Below are 16,534 nucleotides of genomic sequence, written 5' to 3'. Positions count from 1 at the left end.
AAACCCTCCTGTTGAAATCTAGTAAACTAGAAACAGGAGTATTTTGTTATGGTCAAAAAGGCGTATTCGGTAGAAACTAAGTTAGCCTGCATTGAAATGAAGAAAGCAGGTAAGTCCAATAAGGTTATCATGGAGACTCTGGGCATCAAAAATGTTAGTCAGGTCAAAACCTGGTGGCGATGGTATCAGAATGATGAACTGCACCGTTTCCACCAACCTGTGGGGAAACAATATACCTACGGTAAAGGAATGGAACAGCTATCCGAAGTGGAACAGTTACGACTACAGGTGGAACTACTAAAAAAGTATCGGAGCTTGATAAGACCATCGACAAAGTAAGTCTTATCAAGCTGGTGGAAGAATACAAAAACGTCTGCCCAATATCCGTCATTCTGGACTGTTTTGGTATCAAACGATCCACTTTCTACCGTTGGAAAGCAGAAGGTGAGAACCCTAAAAAAGGGACGAGGTTGTAGAAAAAATCGAGCGAATCTGTATGGGAAATCAGGTTATCTACGGCTACCGTACCATCACTCGATTGCTCAAGAAGAGGGATAACCTTGTCATCAATCCTAAAAAGGTTTATCGTATCATGAAGGAGAATGGTTGGTTCTGCCGTGTACTTCCTAAGAAGGGGCCGAGTCTAGGTAAGCCCTACTATGTAACAGAGAATAAGCTAGACCGTGATTTTAAAGCAGAAAAGCCACTGGAGAAGCTAGTCACAGACATGACCTACCTCTACTTTGGAAACTGTAAAAACTCTACCTTTCCTCTATCATGGACCTCTATAATCGTGAGATTGTGGCTTATACCATCTCAGATTGTCAGGATACGGACTTTGTGTTGGATACTTTGAACCAACTGAATGTGTCTCAAGGAGCGCTCTTGCACAGCGATCAGGGCTCTGTCTACACCTCAAAAGCATATTACCAGGCTTGCACAGAAAGAGGCATTATCCGCTCTATGTCCCGTAAGGGAACACCAGCAGATAATGCCTGTATCGAATGGTTTCATTCTGTCCTAAAGTCTGAAACCTTCTATCTCCATAACTGGAGAAACTTAACTAAAGATAGTATAACAGATATTGTTAATCTTACATCATATTTTATAATGAAACTAGTATTCAACAGAGATGAAACGACCAGTCTCCTGTAGATTACAGAAAACGGGTCGCATAAAAAGGGGGGAGGGGGGTTCTGTCCCATTATTGGGGTGCAGTACCGATTCTCAAATTTTTTAAGTTAGTATTTACATTTCAACAATTTTACCTGTTTCAAAATAAACAACCCATTCACAGATATTTTTGGCGTAATCACCAATACGTTCTAAGTACGAAATAACTTGGAAGTAATCACGACCTGTAACAATCAAATCTGGATTTGACTTAATTTCTTGCGTTGCTAGGTCTCGAATATCATCAAAGTACTGATTGATTTTCTCATCCATAGCAGCTACTTCATAGGCCTTATCCACGTCGCCATTAAGGTAAAGATCAAGCGCTGCTTCCACAAAGTTTTTAACATCACGCCCCATCTTGCTGATTTCTTCCTCAACAGACTGGATGCGAACTTCTCCTTTCATGCGGATCGTCGCTTGTGCAATGGAAACGGCATGATCCCCCATCCTTTCCACATCACTACTTGCCTTCAAAACTGTAATAACGGTTCGTAAGTCTTGTGAAACTGGCTGCTGCAAAGCAATGATTTCTAAAGATTTTTTCTCCAACTTTACTTCATATTCATTTACTTCTGCGTCTTCTTCGATAACCTCTTTTGCTAATTCACGATCGTGGGTCACAAATGCACGAACTGTGCGATTAATCTGTGACAAAACTTCATTTCCCATTGCATAAAATTGGTTATGAAGTTTTGCTAAGTCTTCTTCAAATTGTACTCTAAGCATAAATTTTCCTTTCGTCAGATATAAATAGGATTAATAATCCTCGTGATTGGCTGAACTAACAAAAAGTAGCATCCATCTTTCTAGCCAAATTTTCCTGTAATGTAATCTTCTGTTTCTTTATGAATTGGACTGAGAAACATTTCTTTTGTAGTATTAAATTCAATTAAATCTCCACCCAGGAAGAACGCTGTCTTGTCTGAAATACGGCTAGCTTGTTGCATTGAGCGGGTCACGAGTAACATTGTATATTGAGCTTTCAGCCCATGAAGTGTTTCTTCAATTTTTCCTGCAGAAATGGGATCAAGCGCTGATGTTGGCTCATCTAAAAGGATGATTTTCGGACTTGTCGCCAAAACACGAGCCACACAGACACGTTGCTGCTGACCACCAGACAAGCCAATTGCTGAATCATTCAAACGATCTTTCACTTCATCCCAAATAGATGCTCCTTTTAATGATGTTTCAACTACTTCATCTAGTATCTCTTTGTCTTTAACGCCATTGATTCGCAAACCGTAGACAACGTTTTCATAAATCGTCATTGGAAATGGATTGGGCTGTTGAAAGACCATTCCAATTTCTTTGCGAAGCTCTACCGTATCTGTTCGCGGACTGTAGATATTGTGTCCATTATAAATCACAGTACCTGTCGTTGTCACCTCGGGATTTAAATCACCCATGCGATTGATCGCTTTTAAAAGGGTTGATTTTCCTGATCCAGAAGGACCAATCAAAGCGGTAATCTCCTGCGGTAGTATATCTAATGATACACTATTGAGAGCTTTCTTTTTATTATAATAAACCGATAAGTCCTTGATTTGTAAAATAGGTTCTGTCATTCTGATAATCCTTTAATAAATTCTAATTAAGCAGCAATTTTCTTAGCCAAAATGACCAGAAACATAGTCATTTGTAGACTGTAACTTAGCATTTTGGAAAATATTGGCTGTTTCATCATATTCGATTAAATCACCAAGATAGAAGAAACCAGTATAATCGCTCGCACGCGCCGCTTGCTGCATGCTGTGGGTCACGATGATAATCGTATAGTTCTTCTTCAATTCTAACATCGTTTCTTCTAACTGCGCTGTTGCGATTGGATCGAGTGCAGAAGCAGGTTCATCCATTAGAAGTATTTCTGGCTTCACGGAAATGGCTCTGGCAATGCAGAGACGTTGCTGCTGACCGCCTGATAACATCAAAGCAGATTTATGAAGGTCATCCTTTACTTGTTCCCACAGAGCTGCTTGTTTTAGAGATGTTTCTACAATTTCATCTAAGATTTTCTTATCCTTAACACCGGCACGTTCATGAGCAAAGGTGATGTTGCGGTAAACAGATTTGGCAAAAGGATTTGGTCTTTGAAAGACCATTCCGATATGCTTCCGCATTTCATAGACATTGATATCTGGGCGATTAATGTCAATACCTTCATACCAAATCTCACCAGTGACCTTAGCAATGTCAATCGTATCATTCATCCGATTCAAGCTGCGAAGATAGGTTGACTTACCAGAACCTGAAGGCCCGATAAGAGCTGTAATCTTATTTTTCTTGAACTGCATATCAACCCCTTTAATGGATTCGTTTTTACCATAGTAAACATGCAAATTCTTCGTTGATAAAACAACCTCTTTCTCAGGAAAAGTAACGATATGTTTTTCATTCCAGTTATATTCTGTCATTTCTTCTCCTTTTAGGCAGATGTTAATTTCTTATGCAGATAACCTCCGAGCTTACGAGCTCCAAGGTTAAAGATTAAAATAAAGATAAGAAGTACTGCTGCTGATCCAGCTGACACTTCTACTGCATCAGGAATCGTTCCTTCACTATTGACTTTCCAAATGTGAACAGCCAAAGTTTCAGCCTGGCGGAAAACAGAAATTGGGCTAGTTACACTGAAAATATTCCAATTTGACCAGTCAAGTGCTGGGGCAGACTGACCTGCTGTATAGATAAGCGCAGCAGCTTCCCCAAAAATACGCCCAGAAGCTAATACAATCCCCGTCACAATACTTGGTAACGCTTCTGGAACGACGACATGGACGATCGTTTCCCAGCGAGAGATGCCAAGTGCAAGCCCAGCCTCACGCTGTGTATGATGTACATGCTGTAAGCTGTCCTCCACACTACGTGTCATCTGTGGCAGATTAAATACAGTCAAAGCCAAAGCACCAGAAATGATTGAGAAACCATATTGAAATTGAATAACAAAAATCAAATATCCAAAGAGACCCACAACAACAGAGGGCAAGGAGGATAAAATTTCAATACAGGTTCTGACAAAATCTGTTACCGGACCTTTTTTTGCATACTCAGATAAGTAAATCCCTGCTCCCATTGATAGAGGAATGGAAATGATTAAGGTGATAACTAACAGAAACAATGAATTATAGAGCTGAATCCCAATTCCACCGCCCGCTTGGTATGAAGACGATTGTCCCGTCAAGAATTTCCACGAAACATGAGGTAAGCCCCTTACTAAAATGTACAAAATCAAGGAAGCAAGAATAGCAACAATGATTCCTGCAATGGTATAGAGGACGCCTGTTGCTAATTTATCCATCTTTTTAGCGTGCATAGTTCTTCTTACCTCTTTCCTTTGTAATCAATTTAATCACAGTATTGAAGGCTAAACTCATCAAAAGCAGAACCAGAGCAAGCGACCACAAGACATTGTTATTAACGGTTCCCATAACGGTATTTCCAATGCCCATTGTTAAAATAGAGGTCAAGGTTGCAGCAGGTGTTGTCAGAGAAGTTGGGATAACCGCTGAATTTCCGACAACCATTTGAATCGCCAAAGCTTCACCAAAGGCACGAGCCATTCCAAAGACAATAGCCGTAAAAATACCTGAGCGAGCTGCTTTTAGCGTCACACGCCAAATCGTTTGCCAACGAGTCGCTCCCATTGCCATACTAGCTTCTCGATAATGCCGCGGTACAGCACGCAGGCTATCTGTTGTCATAAAGGTCACTGTTGGTAAAATCATGACAAAAAGAACAAAAATTCCTGATAAGATTCCAAAACCTGTTCCACCAAAGATACTGCGAACAAAGGGAACAACTACCTGTAATCCAATAAATCCATACACAACCGATGGAATTCCGACTAGAAGTTCAATAGCTGGTTGTAGAATTTTTGAGCCTTTAGGGGAAACCTCCGTCATAAAAACAGCTGCTCCAATTGCAAATGGTGTTGCTAATAAAGCGGATAGGAGAGTTACGAGGAAAGAGCCCAGAATCATTGGTAAAGCACCGAATTCCTTACCGGATGGATTCCACCTTGTTCCAAAAAGAAAACTGAAGATGTTTACTTTATTAACAAAGAAAGTCGAAAGTCCTTTCTCCGCTACAAATAATAAAATCATTGCAACGACAAAAACAATTAAACTCATGCAAAGAAAAGTAATGGTTTTTCCAAATGTTTCTAAACGAGAGTTTTTTGACTTTGTCAGCATTTTTTTTGCTACTTCGTTCATGTTATTCCTAAATTCTTTCTTTTACTTTGAGCTGATAGTTCCGTCAAGACTACGAGTAACTTTCATGTCGTTGATAGGAATGTAACCCATTTTACCAACAATATTATTTTGGACTTCTGCTGTCATCATATACTCTAGAAATTTTTTAGCTAATTTGTTAGGTTCTCCCTTAGTATACATGTGCTCATAAGACCAAATAGGCCAGTTGTTCGTTGTCACATTCTTCTTCGTTGGCTTGTAGCCATTCAAGTTTAAACTTTTCACACTCGTGTCCACATAAGAAAAAGCTAAGTAAGAAATGGCACCTGGAGTCTGTGAAACAATTGTTTTGACCATTCCGTTAGAATCCTGCTCCTGCGCCTGCTTGGCTTCCTTGCCCTTCATAATAACACTATCAAAAACTGCTCGACTACCAGAACCAACGGCACGGTTGATGATGGTAATTTCCAGATCCTGCCCGCCAACTTGTTTCCAGTTCGTATATTCACCAGTAAAAATTTTGCGTAGTTGATCTGTTGATAAATTATTTACCTTAATTCCTTTATTTGCAATAATCGCAGTACCTGCAACAGCGACCTGATGATCAACTAAAGCCTTAGCATTGATACCACTTTTTTCTTCTGCAAATAAATCGCTATTTCCAATATCTACTGCACCTGATTGGACTTGTGATAATCCAGTTCCCGATCCACCACCTTGCACATTTACAATTTTTTTCGGATTTTCCTCGGTGTATTTATCCACAACTGCTTCAACCAACGGTTGTAGAGCTGTTGAGCCAACTGCTGTTATCGCCTCACCGTGGTTAATCCAGGAAGAACAGGCTGAAAGACCAATGCTGCAAATCACGAGAGTGACTGCCCAAAATATTTTTTTGTGTTTAATCACATGAAACTCCTTTTCAAATGTGAAAGTGTTTTCATTCTAAGATTTCCCTAATCTTTTCACATCTAATCTCACTATAGCATATCTTTAGACATTTGGAAAGATTTTTTATTGAAATCTCAGGCCTTTTGGAAAATAATTTTTCAGAATATTTCCAGTCACTTTTGCAAACCCTAAACCATTACCTTGGACAATAACTTGATACCAACCATTTGCAGTGTTCTGATGAAGATTGACTGTCTCCCCGGCGACGTACTTTTTAAACTGCTCTTCATCAATTTCAATTATGTGCTTTACTTCACTTGGTTTTAAAGTCAGTCCCAAAGCAAAACTCGGTTCAAATCGTTTTTTCTTAAAAACACCTAGGTGCAAACCATTTCTGGCAATTTTAAGTTTCGATAGATCTGGAAGACCTAGTGGCAATAGATATAAATGTTCACCAAAAGTCTGTAACTCGCCAGTTAGCTCTATGGCAAGATGTTCTCTTTGAAACTCTTTCCACAACATCTTCTGCTCCGATGTCAAACAGCTTTTTCTTGTCTTTATCTTTTTAGCTGACTGCTCACCATAAAAACGAAATTTTGCAACAAATTGTCCCTCTCCCTTAAAATGATGAGGATACATACGTGCAGTTCCCGAAAAGTGAATACCAGCCACCATACCATTGATTTTTGGAATTTCAACCAATTCAAGTGGATAGTTTTCTAACAGCCAGTCAACGATTTCCTCGTTTTCCTCTGGTGCCCAAGTGCAAGTAGAGTAAATCAGTTCACCACCAGTTGTCAACATTTTCAAAGCATCCGCTAGTATCTCACGTTGAAGCTGTGCACATTGAGCAGGATGAGTTTCACTCCAATACTCCATTGCTTCTGGCTGCTTTCTAAACATTCCTTCACCAGAACATGGTGCATCTAAGACAATCAAGTCAAAATAACCTTGAAAGACTTGACTTAATCTGCCAGCTGATTCATTTGTCACCACAACATTTCTCGCTCCAAATCGCTCAATATTTTCTACTAACACTTTACATCGTTTTGGATTGATTTCATTGGAAACAAGAAGACCTGTGTTGTTCAAGTATGACAATAGATGAGTGGATTTTCCACCCGGCGCTGCTGCCAAATCAAGTACTTTCATATTCTGTTGTGGCGCTGCAGCTTGGGCAACCATTTGTGCAGCAGGTTCTTGTGAATAGACTAATCCTGTGACATGCTCTATTGATTTTCCAGAAACTTTGCCATAATAACCCCAGTTCGTATTTGGAATAGGATTTGGAAAAGTTTTTTGCTGCTCTTTTAATGGATTGACCCGAAAAGCGGAAACTGGCTCCTCATCGAAAGTTAGAAAAAAAGAGGGAGCCTCCTCTCCCAAAAGATTGTTGTACTTTTCTTCGAATCCTTTTGGAAAATTCATCTAATCCTCTCGCTTTCGATATATGTATTTTTTAATTTCGTTCAATTTCATAGTTGGAATCATCATAATACCTTGATGGCTTTCAAAATCAGGCTCCTCACCCTCAAATGTCAATGTCGTATAACCTAGCTTATCTCCCATAATGGAAGCTGCAGCATAATCCCAAGGCCAAATATAGGAAATATAAGTCAACAGTTGACCCGACAAAACCTTACTAAAGCTGATCGCAGCACTTCCGTACACTCGAATGCCCAAGGTTTCTTTTGCAAAATCCGCAATTCCCCAATCATTGCGCTCAAAAATACCAGCATTTGATGCCATTAAAAACTGGTTTAAAGGGCGATCTTGGTAGGGAAGCAATTTCTGCTCATTGCAATAGACATCAAATTGACCACCGCCGTGATACAATTTATCTCCTATCACATCATAAATGACACCAAATTGACCAATGCCATTTTCAAAATAAGCCAGAACAACAGCAAAATCTGCTTTTTGTGCTACAAAGTTATTCGTGCCGTCAATAGGATCAATGACCCAAACATTGCCATCTGAAATAGAATGTCGTAAGCCATTTTCCTCAGCTAAAATGTGATCTGCAGGATAAGCTTCTAAAATCCAGGTTACTAAATTATCTTGAACTTCTTTGTCCATTTGAGTTACCAAATCAGTCGGACTGGACTTGGTCTCAATTTGCAACTGATCATTCAAATGCTCTTTAATATAAGAAGCCGCATTCAGTACAATGTGCTTGGCAAAATTAAATTTCTTTTCCAAGAGAAAACGTTCCTTTCTCCTTTTGTTTTGCAGCTTGAACGGCTCGATATAAAGAATAGCCACTCGCTGTTTCAAATTCACGTCCGATACGCTTTTCTTCAGCTTTGCTTGGAACAATTTTTTTGAATCGTTGATAAGATGCTAATATCTTTTCTGCTGCTATTTTCGCTTCATAAACCTGCTCAACATCATTCAAAAAAGAAAGCACTGAAGCAAGCTCTTCAGTGCTCCACGACATGTCTAGTGGGTAACGATAATTTTTATTCATATTATTCAATCTCAGCTCTCAAAGTTGCATCGCGCAATTCTTGTTTACGATAACCACGAGGCAAAAATGCACGGATTTCGTCTTCGTTAAATCCAATTTGCATTCGCTTGTCTTCCAGAATAATCGGGCGACGTAAAAGACTTGGATTTTCCTCAATTAGACGAAGCAATTCGGAAATTGATAAACTTTCAACATCTAAATTTAATTTTTGAAAAATTTTTGAACGAGTTGAAATAATGTCATCTGTCCCATTCTCCGTCAGAGAAAGGATATGTTGCAATTCTGGTGCAGACAGTGGACTAGTCATGATATTGTGCTCCTCAAAAGGAACTTCATGATTGGATAGCCATGCACGCGCCTTGCGACAACTTGTACAACTCGGTGATAAAAATAGTGTAACCATGCATTTCTCTTCTTATTATTTGTAACTGTTATCATTATACTAAATTTTATGTAAGATTACTAGGTATTTTTACAAATTTTCTCCTATTTTTTTAGGAAAAATAAGAAGCTTAATACATGATTTAGTGGTTTTCGTTTTTAGGTGTCCAATATCTTGCGATCTCCTCATCAGCTTGCAGTTGTTTGACTAGTTCATCCACATTGTCGAATTTTACCATATCTCGGATTTTATCCAACCAAAAAATACGAATAGTATCACCGTAAATATCTTGTGAAAAATCAAAAATATTAGCTTCAAAACGAAGTTCATCACCTTCAAAAGTGACATTTTTTCCAACGCTAGCCATTCCGCGATATATCTGCCCATCGTGCTCTACATCAACCACATAGACCCCATCTGCTGGTAAAATAACCCGATCTAGCGGAGCAAGATTTGCCGTTGGATAGCCAATCGTCCGCCCTCTTGCATTGCCATGAACGACAATTCCGCGGGTGGACAGCGAATAGCCCAGTAATTGATTGCTTTCGGCGACATTTCCTGCTAGTACCGTTTCTCGAATGCGAGTTGAACTAATTTTTGCTCCATTAAAATTTACAGAAGGAACTACGATAACTTGTCCTTCAAACAGTTTCTCCAAATCTTCTGCACTGCGTCGATCAGAACCAAAATGATAATCAAAACCTGCAATGACCGCTTTTGCTTTCAAACGCGAGATGTATTTTGTAAAAAATTGTTCAGCCGTATTGCGAGCAAACTGACTAGTGAAATCAACCAAATAAAGATAATCTACGCCAAGATTTTCTAATTGTTGTAAGCGCTCTTCTGGGCTGGTCAAATGAAGCATTAGCGAAGGCTGGTACCGTACAAAGGCTAATTTGGGAGATTCTGGAAATGTCAGCACTGCAATCTTCAAATGCTTTTCTGCTGCCATTTTTCTCGCTTCAGCAAACAAAGCTTGATGTCCTTTATGTAAGCCGTCAAAATACCCTAACACTAGAACTGTGTGTTCAATTTGCTGAATGTCTTTTTCATTTTTTATTCTAATCGTTTTCATCACTTAACTATTTTATCACAAAATTTTAAAGAAATACTTTTCTAGGTTTATATTCTTTGTCACGCTTTTCTAAAATGGCTTGTAATTTCCCTTGATAAAAGCCAGCCACCTGTTCTGCCTTAGTATCTATATGAATAAAGCGTCCAAATCGCACTTCTTCAACCTGCTCTTCCGTAAGGTTTACCTTAGGTAAATCTCCTATGCCAAATTCAATGGGCTGCAAAAATGAAAAGTCTCCTTTATTCACCTTCTCATCAATTTCTGCTAAAGTCAAAGCTTCTTCCAAAGCCATGCCAGCCGCAGCAGTTCGAATCAGTTGAGACATGTGGGAAGCATATCCTAATTTCGCTCCTAAATCAACTGCCAACGTTCGCACATAAGTCCCCTTGCTGCATTTAACCCGAAAAGGAAAACGTGCCAAGTCGCCTTCATAGACAATAGCCCCTGTCCGCTCAAAGTTATAAATTGTCACCTGACGCTTCGGTCGCTCTACTGTCTCTCCAGATCGAGCATACTCATAGAGTTTTCGCCCATTGACCTTGACAGCCGAGTACATAGGCGGCACTTGAGTCTGCTCTCCAACCATACTAGCAATGACTTGATCCACTAAGTTTTCATCCAATATTTCCGTCACAGGGCTGAAAGCAATCTGCTCCCCACTAGCATCCTCTGTCGTTGTTGAGCAGCCCAGGGTAATCTCCCCCTCGTAGACCTTGCCTTCCTCCTGCATAAACTCAACCAAGCGCGTCGCCTTGCCCACAGCAATCGGAAGCACCCCGACCACATCTGGATCCAAGGTACCCCCATGACCGATTTTTTTAGTTCCTAAAATTTTACGCAGTTTAAAAACCGCATCATGCGAGGTCATTCCCGCTTCTTTTTTTAAGTTGATAATTCCGTTCATTGATTCCTTATTCTGCTAAAAATTCTATTAGTAGTTGATTAAATTTTTTATTTCTTTCAGCCCCACAAGAGCCGTAATGAAGCTGTATTCAAATATCTAGTCAGACTAGAAGCAGTCGTCGGATGGCCTAAATCTTCATAGAGGGGTAGCAAGGCTTCTATATCTTTCAAGATTGCTTGTCGTATCTGCATCGTTTCCTCCTAGTCGTTCTTCAACGCCTCAAACTTAGCTTTCATAGTTGGATTTTTGCGGGTCAGTTTCTTGACGGAGACGTCATCAAGCTTGTTGTTGGCGAGGCGCAGTTGATTATCTGATGTCTGAAGTGCCTGTTTGACTGCTTCCATTCGCTTAATGGCTTTGTCAATTTCTTCAATTGCCTTGTTAAAATTCTTAGAAGCTGAATTGTAATTCTTCGCAAACGCGACTTTAAAGGTTTCTAAATCATCTTCAAAGTGGGTAATGTCAATATTCTGCTCTCGAACAAGAGCCAACTCCTGCTTGTATTTAAGAGAATTGAGCGCTGCATTGCGTAAAAGTCCAATCAGCTGGATAAAAAATTGAGGACGAACCACATACATTTTTTCATACTCATGGCTAACATCAACAATGCCAGTGTTGAAATAGTCATTGTCTGCTTCCAGCATTGTCACCAAAACAGCATACTCGCATTTCTTTTCTCTGCGATCCTTATCCAGTTCTTTGTAAAAATCAGCGTTTCTATGCTTCTTCTCAGTACCATCCGCTTCATTTTTCATCTCAAACATAATAGAAATGATTTCTACTCCGTTTTCATCTTCCTCACGGAAAATGAAATCTCCTTTAGACCCTCGTGCAGAAACCTGATTATCTTTCTCAAAGTAAGCATTTGGAAAGGCAAAACTGCGAACCTTGTTAAACTCGCTTTCAGCGTAATGTTCTAAACTTTCTCCAATCGCCTTAGTAGACTGTTGTGCTTTAAAATTCTTGTAAAATTCTACTTGCTCATTAGCCGCCTTTAGCTGAGCTTCATAATTTTGTTTAACAGATGCAAGGGATAATTCATTTTCTTTCTCTTGCAACAAAAGCTGGTTTTGGATTTGGTCGCGTTCTTTTTCAATATTTGTCAGCGACGTTTGCAGTTCATTTTGATGTTCCAACTTCATACGATCCAGTTGCGACTGCAAGTCCAGCAACTCCTTGTCTTTATTAATGAGTTTTTCAGACAGCACCCGCTCTGTATCCTTTTTTATCAGTTCTTTTTGTGATTCAAAATTGGAAATAGTCGCCTTGAGTTCTTGGATTTCAGATTCTTTCTGACTTAAGACCTGCTGTTGCTCATTCTGTGCTTTTTGTTTTTCTAAAGCTAACGCCTGCTCAATTCGAGCATGGATTTCCTTATCAAATTCTGTCGTCCGTACCTGAGCCAAGAGCTCGCTGTATTGACTTTCGTTGACTGTAAAGACTTCCCCGCAGTTGGGACATTTGATTTCGTTCATGGACACCTCTTCATTGATCGTTCTTTATAACATCTTATTATACCATTTCTTATGGTTATTTTAAATCAACAGCTTAAATATAAAAAAGACCGTTGCACATGAACAACAATCCTTTTGCTTGTAAATTAAGCCTGTATTCGCCAGCTAGCAGCACTGCGTCTTTCCTGAATAAATCTACTGTACAAGCCTTGTTTGGCAAGCAGCTCTCGGTGTTTTCCTTGCTCAACAATGCGTCCTTTATCAAGAACAACAATTTGATCGGCACGTTCTACCGTTTTTAGTCGATGAGCAATCATAATAATAGTCTTATCCTTTGTCAAAGAATGAATAGCCTGCATGAGTGCTTCTTCATTTTCAGGGTCGACATTAGCTGTTGCTTCGTCCAAAATGATAATTGGAGCGTCCTTGATAATGGCACGAGCAATGGAAATCCGCTGCCGTTCTCCACCAGAGAGACTGGCTCCGCCTTCACCAATCTTGGTCTGATACCCCTCTGGCAAAGACAGGATAAAGTCATGACAAGCAGCTTTTTTTGCAGCAGCGACAACTTCTTCATGACTAGCGTCTGGATTTCCAAATTTAATATTATTTTCAATGGTATCTTCAAACAAATAGACCGTTTGAAAAACAAAACTAAAATTACGAATAAGGCTGTCATAACTGTATTCTTTCACATCATGACCGTCTAAGCTAATACTGCCACTCTCTATATCCCAGAAACGAGCAATGAGATTGCAAAGAGTTGTCTTTCCAGAGCCAGAGGGTCCCACAAGAGCTGTCGTCGTCTTTTCTGGAATATCCAACGATACATCATCAATAATTTTCTTACTCTCATAGGAAAAATTGACATGATTCAGCTTGATATTGCTGGTTTTTGGCTGCAAATCTTTTCCGCTAATATCCATTGGTTTAATCGACAAAACTTTGTTGACCATATCAACTGATAAATCAACAATGCGAAGAAGAGAAGAAAAACTGCCAACTCCATCCAGACTTTCGTAAATCATAAAAGCACTGATGAGCATCATGATACAAATCAAAAGGTTCATACTGCCTTTTAGGTAAAAGTAAATAGAGAACAGTCCCATAATCGTTCCAGTCAGCTTGGTAATCATCCCTTGCAGAGCGATATAAGGCGAGGTAACCCAAGTCAGCTTTGTATCTAAATGCCTTTTATTCTCAATAGCATGCGATAGCTTTTTAGCAGATGATTGAACAATATTATAGTTCTTTACTTCCGCAATCCCTTGACTGTATTCCAGTACAATTGCTACCAAATCTGTATCAGCTTGTTGTTTAGCTTCTGATACATTCCCAGCTTGCCAACGCATCAATCCATTTGGCAAGAGAAACAGTATCAATCCTGCCAACAAGATTAAACCAATTCGCCAATCGTAGATAAATACAAAAACCGTAATAGTTCCTGCCGTTAGGAATCCTTCCAACGTCATCATAACAACCCGAGTAGCAACATCTGCTAGACTTTCAAGTGTATTGGTTGTAACGCTGGTAATTTGTCCCAGACTATTTTGATTAAAATACCCCATTGGCAGGTAGCGCATGTGTTCAGCAATTTCAATCCGCTTATGAGTACATGTATGATAGCCCGCTTCTGTCTGCAACATCGTAACTTTCAGGCTAATCAAAATATTAAGAATAACAGACAAGAGCATCATTCCAAGAGAGAGCCCTACAGTCTGCATAGAAACATCATTGTTAATGATAGCCATAACAACCAACCCAATAGCTGGAATCCGAAAAGCAATAATGAAAGCTTTTAGAACCCCTAAACAAACAGAAGTGTAGAATTTCTTACGATCTTCTTCCGTACAAAAATCAAAGAATTTTTTCAATGTACTAAGCATCTGCCAATCCTCCTTCTGTCATTTGATCGCTATCCTTTACTGCAAGATGAGCCTGCCACATAGAAGCATAAAGCGGACAAGTCTTCTGCAAATCTGCATGTTTTCCTTTTGCCTCAATACGTCCGTCATTAACTACGACAATCTGATCTGCACTTGCAATCGTTGAAAGACGGTGAGCAATGACCAGAAGCGTACGACCTTCTATCAAACGAGCTAAACTAGACTGAATGAGAGCTTCATTTTCAGGATCGGTATAAGCGGTTGCCTCATCCAAAATAATGACTGGTGCGTTTTTCAGCATAGCTCGTGCAATTGCAATCCGTTGTCGTTCTCCACCAGATAAATGATTACCACCAGTTCCAACACGGGTCTCAAAACCATTTTCTAAATTACTAATAAAATCATAGCAGCCGCACTTGCGAGCAATGTCAATCACTTCTTCATCCGAAGCAGCGGAATTACCCATACGAATATTTTCCATAATCGTTTCATCAAAAAGGTAATTATCCTGTGTGACATAGGCAATCTGACGACTGTAATAATCAAGAGGTAGGTTTCGAATGTCCACGCCACCGAAGGTAATACTACCAGAATTGACATCCCAGAAAGAAGCTAGAAGTTTAGCAATCGTAGATTTTCCTGAGCCAGAAGGACCGACAAGAGCAGTCACTGTATCAGGCTCAATCGTTAAGCAAATACTATGCAACACTTCTTCCTCATCTGAATAACCAAAACTAACATCTGTCATTTGAAGTTCTGTTCCTTTTGGAATGTCCGTTAATTCTGTCGGACGAGGCAAATCAGGTTTTTCCAAAATAGTAATCACTTCACCAAAGATTGTCGCAATTTTCCGTAAATCATCCATATAGGAAGCCACTAAAATAAACGGCGTCAAAAGGCTAAGAGACAGAATGATTAGTAAAATAAAGTTACTAGCTGTTAGGCTACCTTGAAGGTAAAAGAGAGTTCCAAAAGGGAGTAAGAAAAGCAAACCGGACGGTAAGAAAGCTGTAACAATGCCCATTTCAACTACGCACTTGCGCATCCATTCAATAAAGCAATCAGCTCCTTCTTTGGCAGCCTTGACAAATTTATCGTAAGAAAATTTCTCTTTTCCAAAAACCTTGATGACTTCAATCCCATTGATGTATTCTACTGCTGTATCGTTGAGTTTCTTCGTTTTCTCAACTGTATTTTCAAAATCACCTTCGCTCTTGCGTAGCATATTCCCATAAGCTAAGATAACAATCGGGATTGTCAGAAGCGAAAGCATGGTTAGGCGCCAATCAATCACTAACATGGCAATTAAGATAATAAAGGGACCAAATAGCCCGGATGTAAACTCAGGAATTAAGTGTGCCAAAGTTACTTCTGTGGCATCCACTCGCTCAACAATGATATTTTTGTAAGTTCCAGAAGATTGATTTAAAACCGTTCCCAGAGGCAATTTGGCCAATTTCTCTGTCAGACGATAGCGCATTTCTGCTAAAATCTTAAAGGTTGCTGTATGAGACAAGAGCGTAGAAATCCCGTGAAATCCCCAATGTGCTATCCATGCCAGTCCTATCCAAATGGACTGAAGGACATAAAAATTCCAATCTCGATTGCCTTGTAAGAGCTGATTGATGATATTTCCTACAAAAAAATAAGGCAAAAATCCGCATAAAACAGATAAAAAGGCAAAAACAAGACTAACAATAAAATAAAATTTGTGAAGAGAGACAAATTCCAGTATCCAAGATACAACTGACTTTTTCTTCATACAAATCCCTTCTTTCTCCTAAAAAACAAATAAAGAACCCTAGTCAAACAATTCATGATATGCTGACAATGCTGTCATTTAATTTATGCTTATATTATAAATTCTGACAATTCTAATGTCAAACAAAAATAAAAAAGTGAGACAGAAATCAGTAGTTTCGTAGAAACCTGATTTCTATCCCACCTCCGCACAGCTCGAAAGGTTTGAGAAACATTTCGAGGTTGGAATGAAGCTTGACGTCAAAAAGGCTGTAAAACTTGATTTATCAACATATTTGAGTCCACTCAGCAGTGATTGATTAGGCACTTTAGTGCCAATCAATTGTGCATGGGAAACTCTACATTGAC

15 protein-coding genes and 2 pseudogenes are annotated in these 16,534 nt (G+C 39.4%); 1 reads left to right on the top strand and 16 read right to left on the bottom strand.

Annotation, left to right across the window (positions count from 1 at the left end; genetic code table 11):
* The first annotated feature begins 48 nt into the window (after positions 1-48).
* Positions 49-1,136: pseudogene (locus tag HMPREF2634_RS09725) on the top strand (IS3 family transposase).
* Positions 1,137-1,248: 112 nt separating this feature from the next.
* On the opposite strand, the gene phoU reads toward HMPREF2634_RS09725, so the two are convergent.
* The 16 genes and pseudogenes from phoU to HMPREF2634_RS05045 all read right to left on the bottom strand — a co-directional run bounded on the left by phoU (position 1,249) and on the right by HMPREF2634_RS05045 (position 16,187).
* The gene (gene phoU / locus HMPREF2634_RS05115; protein ID WP_003033270.1) at positions 1,249-1,902 is read right to left on the bottom strand and encodes a phosphate signaling complex protein PhoU; all 654 of its coding nucleotides are present in this window, start codon (positions 1,900-1,902) and stop codon (positions 1,249-1,251) included.
* Between the two features lie 80 nt (positions 1,903-1,982).
* On the bottom strand, positions 1,983-2,741 hold the full coding sequence (pstB, locus tag HMPREF2634_RS05110; RefSeq protein WP_021001801.1) for a phosphate ABC transporter ATP-binding protein PstB: 759 nt from the start codon (positions 2,739-2,741) through the stop codon (positions 1,983-1,985).
* 42 nt (positions 2,742-2,783) lie between these two features.
* A complete protein-coding gene (gene pstB / locus HMPREF2634_RS05105) occupies positions 2,784-3,587 on the bottom strand; it encodes a phosphate ABC transporter ATP-binding protein PstB (RefSeq protein ID WP_003032498.1) in 804 nt (267 codons plus the stop codon).
* Between the two features lie 11 nt (positions 3,588-3,598).
* Positions 3,599-4,483 (bottom strand): phosphate ABC transporter permease PstA, encoded by an 885-nt coding sequence (pstA, locus tag HMPREF2634_RS05100; protein ID WP_021001802.1) that lies wholly within the window; start codon positions 4,481-4,483, stop codon positions 3,599-3,601.
* Positions 4,473-5,384: a phosphate ABC transporter permease subunit PstC gene (pstC, locus tag HMPREF2634_RS05095; protein WP_003024154.1), complete on the bottom strand. Its 912-nt coding sequence runs from the start codon at positions 5,382-5,384 to the stop codon at positions 4,473-4,475. The genes pstA and pstC overlap by 11 nt, the downstream gene beginning before the upstream one ends.
* A gap of 21 nt (positions 5,385-5,405) precedes the next feature.
* Entirely contained in the window at positions 5,406-6,272 is an 867-nt protein-coding gene (locus HMPREF2634_RS05090; protein WP_021001803.1) for a phosphate ABC transporter substrate-binding protein PstS family protein, read from the bottom strand.
* A 105-nt stretch (positions 6,273-6,377) separates the two neighbouring features.
* Positions 6,378-7,682: an RsmF rRNA methyltransferase first C-terminal domain-containing protein gene (locus tag HMPREF2634_RS05085; RefSeq protein WP_021001804.1), complete on the bottom strand. Its 1,305-nt coding sequence runs from the start codon at positions 7,680-7,682 to the stop codon at positions 6,378-6,380.
* Positions 7,683-8,456, bottom strand: coding sequence for an inositol monophosphatase family protein (locus HMPREF2634_RS05080; protein WP_041784019.1), 774 nt, complete (start codon positions 8,454-8,456; stop codon positions 7,683-7,685). It abuts the gene before it with no gap.
* The gene (locus tag HMPREF2634_RS05075) at positions 8,440-8,724 is read right to left on the bottom strand and encodes a UPF0223 family protein (RefSeq protein ID WP_021001806.1); all 285 of its coding nucleotides are present in this window, start codon (positions 8,722-8,724) and stop codon (positions 8,440-8,442) included. The genes HMPREF2634_RS05080 and HMPREF2634_RS05075 overlap by 17 nt, the downstream gene beginning before the upstream one ends.
* 1 nt (position 8,725) lies before the next feature.
* A complete protein-coding gene (locus HMPREF2634_RS05070; RefSeq protein WP_021001807.1) occupies positions 8,726-9,127 on the bottom strand; it encodes a Spx/MgsR family RNA polymerase-binding regulatory protein in 402 nt (133 codons plus the stop codon).
* A 121-nt stretch (positions 9,128-9,248) separates the two neighbouring features.
* Positions 9,249-10,181: a bifunctional riboflavin kinase/FAD synthetase gene (locus HMPREF2634_RS05065; protein WP_021001808.1), complete on the bottom strand. Its 933-nt coding sequence runs from the start codon at positions 10,179-10,181 to the stop codon at positions 9,249-9,251.
* 25 nt (positions 10,182-10,206) lie between these two features.
* On the bottom strand, positions 10,207-11,085 hold the full coding sequence (truB, locus tag HMPREF2634_RS05060) for a tRNA pseudouridine(55) synthase TruB (RefSeq protein ID WP_021001809.1): 879 nt from the start codon (positions 11,083-11,085) through the stop codon (positions 10,207-10,209).
* Positions 11,086-11,134: 49 nt separating this feature from the next.
* Positions 11,135-11,276: pseudogene (locus HMPREF2634_RS10100) on the bottom strand (GNAT family N-acetyltransferase); the annotation flags it as partial.
* Between the two features lie 9 nt (positions 11,277-11,285).
* Entirely contained in the window at positions 11,286-12,560 is a 1,275-nt protein-coding gene (locus HMPREF2634_RS05055; RefSeq protein ID WP_021001810.1) for a DUF2130 domain-containing protein, read from the bottom strand.
* A 125-nt stretch (positions 12,561-12,685) separates the two neighbouring features.
* Complete coding sequence (locus tag HMPREF2634_RS05050) at positions 12,686-14,425, bottom strand: ABC transporter ATP-binding protein (protein WP_021001811.1); 1,740 nt, start codon at positions 14,423-14,425, stop codon at positions 12,686-12,688.
* Positions 14,418-16,187, bottom strand: coding sequence for an ABC transporter ATP-binding protein (locus HMPREF2634_RS05045; RefSeq protein ID WP_021001812.1), 1,770 nt, complete (start codon positions 16,185-16,187; stop codon positions 14,418-14,420). The genes HMPREF2634_RS05050 and HMPREF2634_RS05045 overlap by 8 nt, the downstream gene beginning before the upstream one ends.
* Positions 16,188-16,534: the final 347 nt, after the last annotated feature.

Source organism: Streptococcus sp. HMSC034B03 (genome assembly GCF_001838575.1).
Classification (GTDB): domain Bacteria; phylum Bacillota; class Bacilli; order Lactobacillales; family Streptococcaceae; genus Streptococcus; species Streptococcus anginosus.
Note: the sequence above shows the minus strand (reverse complement) of the source record. Positions and strands in the feature narration are given on the sequence as shown.